Raw genomic sequence first — 6,457 nt, forward strand, 5'->3', positions numbered from 1 at the left:
TGTACGGGCGCGACAGCGACTGCGCGCTGTTGCTGCGCCAGGGCGCCGCCCGCCCCGCCGACGAGATCGCCGACGCCGTCGTCGCCCTCGGCGACGCGGGCCGCGAGCCCGAGGCGCAGGCGCTGCTCAGCGCGTTCGTCCAGTCCCGGGCGCCCGAGGACGCCGTGCTCGTCGCGGCGGGGGACCCGCACCGGCTCGTACCGCAACTGCTGCACGCGGCGCACGCCGTGTCCGACGCGCGGGAGCGGGACGTCGTGCACGCCCTGCGGGTCGCCGGGATCACCGGCGTCTGATCCGACGTCGCGTGTCCGAAGCTGCCCCATGTCGACCGCTCGGGTATGAAACATGATCGACTCCGCTGGTTCACGGCGATGGTCTTGCCCCCGCCTGGGAGGAGGCTTACGTTCTCTTCCTACGCAGTGAATCTACGTGCGTAGAGTTGTCCGTGCCCCAGGCCGAAGGAGCACCTCGTGGCCCGAGTCGTACGTGCCGCACTCGTCCAGGCGACCTGGACAGGTGACACCGAATCCATGATCGCCAAGCATGAGGAGCACGCCCGGGAAGCGGCCCGGCAGGGCGCCGGGATCATCGGGTTCCAGGAGGTGTTCAACGCCCCGTACTTCTGCCAGGTACAGGAAGCCGAGCACTACCGGTGGGCCGAGTCCGTCCCCGACGGGCCCACGGTCACCAGGATGAAGGAACTCGCCCGCGAGACCGGCATGGTGATCGTCGTCCCGGTCTTCGAGATCGAGCAGGCGGGCATCTACTACAACACCGCGGCCGTCATCGACGCCGACGGCTCGTACCTCGGCAAGTACCGCAAGCACCACATCCCGCAGCTCAAGGGGTTCTGGGAGAAGTACTACTTCAAACCGGGCAACGCGGGCTGGCCCGTCTTCGACACGGCCGTCGGCCGCGTCGGTGTGTACATCTGCTACGACCGGCACTTCCCCGAGGGCTGGCGCCAGCTCGGCCTGAACGGCGCCGAGATCGTCTACAACCCGTCGGCCACCTCGCGCGGGCTGTCCTCGTACCTCTGGCAGCTGGAGCAGCCGGCCGCCGCCGTCGCCAACGAGTACTTCATCGCGGCGATCAACCGGGTCGGTGTCGAGGAGTACGGCGACAACGACTTCTACGGCACGAGCTACTTCGTCGACCCGCGCGGCCAGTTCGTCGGCGAGCCCGCGAGCGACAAGGCGGAGGAACTGCTCGTCCGCGATCTCGACTTCGGCGTCTTCGAGGAGGTCCGCCAGCAGTGGCAGTTCTACCGGGACCGCAGGCCCGACGCCTACGAGGGGCTGATCGAGCCGTGACACATCCGGGCGCCCCCTCGCTGTACGACCGGCACCGCGCCGTCCTCCCCGACTGGCTGGCGCTCTACTACGAGCAGCCCATCGAGATCAGCCACGGCGAGGGCCGCCATGTCTGGGACACGGACGGCAACCGCTACCTCGACTTCTTCGGCGGCATCCTCACCACCATGACCGCCCACGCGCTGCCCGAGGTCACCAAGGCGGTGAGCGAGCAGGCGGCGCGGATCATCCACTCCTCGACGCTCTACCTCAACCGCCCCATGGTCGAGCTGGCCGAGCGGATCGCCACCCTGTCCGGCATCCCCGACGCCCGGGTCTTCTTCACCACGTCGGGCACCGAGGCCAACGACACCGCGCTGCTGCTGGCCACCGCGCACCGGGGCTCCAACCAGATCCTCGCGATGCGCAACAGCTACCACGGCCGGTCCTTCTCCACCGTCTCCATCACCGGCAACCGAGGCTGGTCGCCGACCACGCTCTCCCCGCTCCAGACGCTGTACGTGCACGGCGGCGTCCGCAACCGAGGTCCGTACGCGCAGCTGACCGACGACCGCTTCATCGAGGCGTGCGTCGCCGACCTGGAGGACCTGCTCGGCCACAGCCGCGCACCCGCCGCGCTGATCGCCGAGCCGATCCAGGGCGTCGGCGGCTTCACAGGACCGCCCGACGGGCTGTTCGCCGCGTTCCGCGAAGTGCTCAACCAGCACGGCATCCTGTGGATCAGCGACGAGGTGCAGACCGGCTGGGGCCGCACGGGCGACCACTTCTGGGGCTGGCAGGCGCACGCCGAGAACGGCCCGCCGGACATCGTCACCTTCGCCAAGGGCATCGGGAACGGCATGTCCATCGGCGGTGTCGTCGCGAGCGCCGAGATCATGAACACCCTCGACGCCAACTCGATCTCCACCTTCGGCGGCAGCCCCGTCACCATGGCCGCGGGTCTCGCCAACCTCTCGTACCTGCTGGAGCACGACCTGCAGAGCAACGCGCGCCGGGTCGGCGGACTGCTGATCGAACGGCTGCGGGCCATCGGCGCCTGCGTCGACTCCGTACGGGAAGTGCGCGGCCGCGGTCTGATGATCGGCATCGAGCTGGTCAAGCCGGGCACCGGCGAAGCGTCCCCCGAGCGGGCGGCGGCGGTCCTCGAAGCCGCGCGCGAGGGCGGGCTGCTGATCGGCAAGGGCGGCGGCCACAACACCAGCGTGCTGCGCATCGCGCCGCCGATGTCGCTGACCGTCGCGGAGGCCGAGGAAGGCGCCTCGATCCTCGACCGCGCCCTGCGCACCGCCTGAGCCGTACCGACCGATCCTTACCGACCGAGCCGTACCGACCGAGAGCTGTACCGCCCGTGAGCACGCACCCCGACGCGAATGGAGACGAGCCATGTCACGCACTCTGATCACCGGCGGTCTGGTCATCACCGCTTCCGACGAGATCGAGGCCGACGTGCTCGTCGACGGCGGCCGGGTCGTCGCCCTGGCCACGCACGGCAGCCACGGCTGGACCGCCGACCAGGAGATCGACGCGACGGGCAAGTACGTGATCCCGGGCGGGGTCGACGGCCATACACACATGGAGATGCCCTTCGGCGGCACCCTGGCGTCCGACACCTTCGAGACGGGCACCAGGGCCGCCGCATGGGGCGGCACGACGACCATCATCGACTTCGCCATCCAGAACAAGGGCGGCTCGCTCAGGGAAGGGCTCGACGCCTGGCACGAGAAGGCGGACGGCAACTGCGCGATCGACTACTCCTTCCACATGATCATGTCCGACGTGAACGAGTCGTCGCTGAAGGAGATGGACCGGCTGGTCGAGCTGGGCGTCAGCTCGTTCAAGCTGTTCACCGCCTACCCGGGGGTCTTCCTCTCGGACGACGGCCAGATCCTGCGCGCCATGCAGCGCGCCGGGTCGAACGGCGGTCTGGTGATGACGCACGCGGAGAACGGTCTGGCGATCGACGTCCTGGTCGAGCAGGCACTGGCGCGCGGCGAGCGCGACCCGCGCTATCACGGCGAGGTCAGGAAGGCGCTGCTCGAAGCCGAGGCGACGCACCGGGTGATCAAGCTCGCCCAGGTGGCCGGCGCGCCGGTCTACGTGGTGCACGTGTCGGCGCGCGAGGCCGTCGCCGAACTGGCGCGGGCCAGGGACGAGGGGCTGCCGGTCTTCGGGGAGACCTGCCCGCAGTACCTGTTCCTGTCGACGGACAACCTCGCCGAGCCGGACTTCGAGGGGGCGAAATACGTCTGCTCCACCCCGCTGCGCCCGAAGGACCACCAGGAGGCCCTGTGGCGCGGGCTGCGCACCAACGATCTCCAGGTGGTCTCCACCGACCACTGTCCCTTCTGCTTCAAGGGCCAGAAGGACATGGGCAAGGACGACTTCTCCAAGATCCCGAACGGGATGCCGGGGGTGGAGAACCGGATGGACCTGCTCCACCAGGCCGTGGTCGACGGGCACATCAGCCGCCGCCGCTGGATCGACATCGCCTGCGCCGCGCCGGCCCGGATGTTCGGGCTGTACCCGAGGAAGGGCACGATCGCGCCGGGCGCCGACGCCGACATCGTCATCTACGACCCGCACGCCGAGCAGATCATGTCCGCGCAGACCCATCACATGAACGTCGACTACTCCGCGTACGAGGGCAAGCGGGTGACGGGACAGGTGGAGACCGTGCTGTCCCGGGGCGTCCCGGTGATCGACGGCCGGAAGTACGTGGGCCACGCGGGCCACGGGGCGTATCTGCCGCGCGGTATCTGCCAGTTCACGAACTGACCGGCGCACACCGGGTTTCGCCGGCTCCGGTGTCGTTTCACCGGCTCCGGTGGTGCCCTGTATGGAAGGATCCGTCACAGTACGTCCCCCTCCCGTCGGTACCCATCTCCCACCTGTACATCACTCAGCTAGGGGCCACGCACATGGACTTCGGACTCGTCCTGCAGACCGACCCGCCGGCCTCGGGGGTCGTCGGGCTCATGCGGCGCGCCGAGCGGAACGGCTTTCGTTACGGCTGGACCTTCGACTCGGCCGTGCTGTGGCAGGAGCCTTTCGTCATCTACAGCCGCATCCTGGAGCACACCACCAAGCTCACGGTGGGCCCCATGGTCACCAACCCGGGCACCAGAACGTGGGAGGTGACGGCCTCCGCCTTCGCCACGCTCAACGAGATGTACGGCAACCGCACCGTGTGCGGCATCGGCCGGGGCGACTCGGCGATGCGGGTCGCGGGGCGGCAGCCCAACTCGCTGGCGCGGCTCGGCGAGGCCATTGGCGTCATCCGGGACCTGGCCGAGGGCCGCGAGGCCGAGGTCGACGGGCAGACACTGCGGCTGCCGTGGGTGAAGGACAGCAAACTGCCGGTGTGGATGGGCGCGTACGGGCCGAAGGCGCTGGCGCTCGCCGGGCAGAAGGCCGACGGATTCATCCTCCAGCTCGCCGACCCGTTCCTCACCGAATGGATGGTCAAGGCGGTCCGTACGGCCGCGTCCGACGCGGGACGCGACCCGGACTCCGTCACCATCTGCGTCGCCGCCCCCGCCTATGTGAGCGACGACCTGCCGTACGCACGCGAGCAGTGCCGGTGGTTCGGCGGCATGGTCGGCAACCACGTCGCCGAGCTGGTGAACCGCTACGGGGAGCACTCGGGGCTCGTCCCCGAGGCGCTGACCGACTACATCAAGCAGCGCGAGGGGTACGACTACAGCCACCACGGCCGTACGGGCAACCCGTCGACGGACTTCGTGCCCGACGAGATCGTCGACCGGTTCTGTCTGCTCGGCCCGGTCGAGGCGCACATCGAGAAGCTGAAGACGCTACGGGCCCTGGGCGTCGACCAGTTCGCCGTCTACGACATGCACGACGCCAAGGAGGCGACGATCGACGCGTACGGCGCGCAGATCATCCCGGCGCTCCAGGACTGAGCGCGCGGCCTGCTTACCTGCCCCTCGCCCGCCGGCGCTCAACGGCGGTCCGTGACCGAGCGGTCGAGGGCGTCGATCAGCCAGCCGTGCATCGCGCCGACGGTGACGGGCTCGCCCGTCACCCGGCCGAGCAGACCCCAGTAGCGGCGCACCCGCGGATCGCGGTCCACGGCGGTCGCCGCGAGCAGTTCGCTCCGGTACGCCGGGGTGTCCTCGGCCCCGCGCACCTCGGCGTGGGCCGCCACGAAGCGGTCGAGCGCGTGGCCCGGCGCAGGCCGCCGCCCGGCCAGCAGCAGGGGGCGGGCCAGCTCGCACGCCGCGCCGACGCCTGCCAGCAGCGCGCTCTCGTCGCGGACCGTGTCCCGGTCGGCCCGCGCGCGCGTCACGTACCGCCGGACCAGGGACCGGTCCGCGACCAGGGTGACCATCTCCGCGTACGCCACCACCTGGTCCGGCGTCGGCTCGGCCGGCGGTTCCGGCACGGCCACGGAGAGGAACATGCTGAGCATCGCGTCCGGCAGCGGTGAGCCGAACGTACGGCGCCAGAAGGCGACCAGGACGTCGTACGCCGCGCGTCCGCCCGCCACGGCGGCGAGCAGTTCGAGCCGGGCGGCCCGCTCGGCGGGACCCGCCTCCTCGATGGCGCGCAGCGAGGCACTGCGCCAGGCGAGCGAGGTCAACTCGGCATCGACAGCGGCCCGTTCGGCGGCCACCGCCTCCCCGACCGAGAGCCGGCCGGCGAGCACGCCCGTGATGGCGGGCAGACCGAGACCCAGGGTGCGCAGCCGGCGTACGAGCCGCAGCCGGTCGACCGCCGCCGGATCGAACCTGCGATGTCCGCCCGCGCTGCGCCGGGACTCCAGGATGCCCTCGTCGCAGTAGAAGCGCACGGTACGGACGGGGACACCGGCGAGCCGCGCCAACTCGCCGATCCCGAGCCCCGCTTCATGTGCTGTGACCTCGGTCACGATGACTGGAACCTCCACTCGGGTGCGTCTTTTACCGTACGGATCCACCCAGCGGAAGGAAACATCATGGGGACACCGGACGTGGCACGGCTCGCCGTACAACTGCGTGAGCAGACAGGCGCGTTCGCCGAGACGATCGAGGGCGCCGACCCGGGCGCGCGGGTACCGACCTGCCCGGAGTGGCGGGTACGGGACCTGGTCGGGCACATCGGCCAGGGCCACCGATGGGCAGCGGGGATCGTGCGCGGCGGCCGGC

General features: G+C 70.3%; 6 protein-coding genes and 1 pseudogene. 6 read left to right on the top strand and 1 reads right to left on the bottom strand.

What is annotated here, in order from left to right; translation table 11 throughout:
* The 5 genes and pseudogenes from HY68_RS24895 to HY68_RS24915 form a co-directional block, all read left to right on the top strand.
* Positions 1–293 (top strand): annotated as a pseudogene (locus HY68_RS24895) (hypothetical protein); the annotation flags it as partial.
* Between the two features lie 177 nt (positions 294–470).
* Entirely contained in the window at positions 471–1,313 is an 843-nt protein-coding gene (locus HY68_RS24900; RefSeq protein WP_041992499.1) for a nitrilase-related carbon-nitrogen hydrolase, read from the top strand.
* Complete coding sequence (locus HY68_RS24905; RefSeq protein ID WP_041992501.1) at positions 1,310–2,605, top strand: aspartate aminotransferase family protein; 1,296 nt, start codon at positions 1,310–1,312, stop codon at positions 2,603–2,605. The genes HY68_RS24900 and HY68_RS24905 overlap by 4 nt, the downstream gene beginning before the upstream one ends.
* A gap of 91 nt (positions 2,606–2,696) precedes the next feature.
* On the top strand, positions 2,697–4,088 hold the full coding sequence (hydA, locus tag HY68_RS24910) for a dihydropyrimidinase (protein WP_041992504.1): 1,392 nt from the start codon (positions 2,697–2,699) through the stop codon (positions 4,086–4,088).
* Between the two features lie 143 nt (positions 4,089–4,231).
* Entirely contained in the window at positions 4,232–5,233 is a 1,002-nt protein-coding gene (locus HY68_RS24915; protein WP_041992507.1) for a TIGR03842 family LLM class F420-dependent oxidoreductase, read from the top strand.
* Between the two features lie 38 nt (positions 5,234–5,271).
* Here HY68_RS24915 and HY68_RS24920 read toward each other — a convergent pair whose 3' ends face one another.
* On the bottom strand, positions 5,272–6,201 hold the full coding sequence (locus HY68_RS24920) for a MerR family transcriptional regulator (RefSeq protein WP_041992511.1): 930 nt from the start codon (positions 6,199–6,201) through the stop codon (positions 5,272–5,274).
* 66 nt (positions 6,202–6,267) lie between these two features.
* Between HY68_RS24920 and HY68_RS24925 the strand changes: the two genes are divergently transcribed.
* The coding region (locus tag HY68_RS24925; protein ID WP_041992513.1) for a maleylpyruvate isomerase N-terminal domain-containing protein at positions 6,268–6,457 on the top strand (190 nt) is incomplete at its 3' end.

Source organism: Streptomyces sp. AcH 505 (assembly GCF_000818175.1).
Lineage (GTDB): Bacteria > Actinomycetota > Actinomycetes > Streptomycetales > Streptomycetaceae > Streptomyces.

Coding starts and splice junctions, on each gene's coding strand:
- hydA (WP_041992504.1), top strand. CDS start 2,697: ATGTCACGCACTCTGATCACCGGCGGTCTGGTCATCACCGCTTCCGAC.
- HY68_RS24915 (WP_041992507.1), top strand. CDS start 4,232: ATGGACTTCGGACTCGTCCTGCAGACCGACCCGCCGGCCTCGGGGGTC.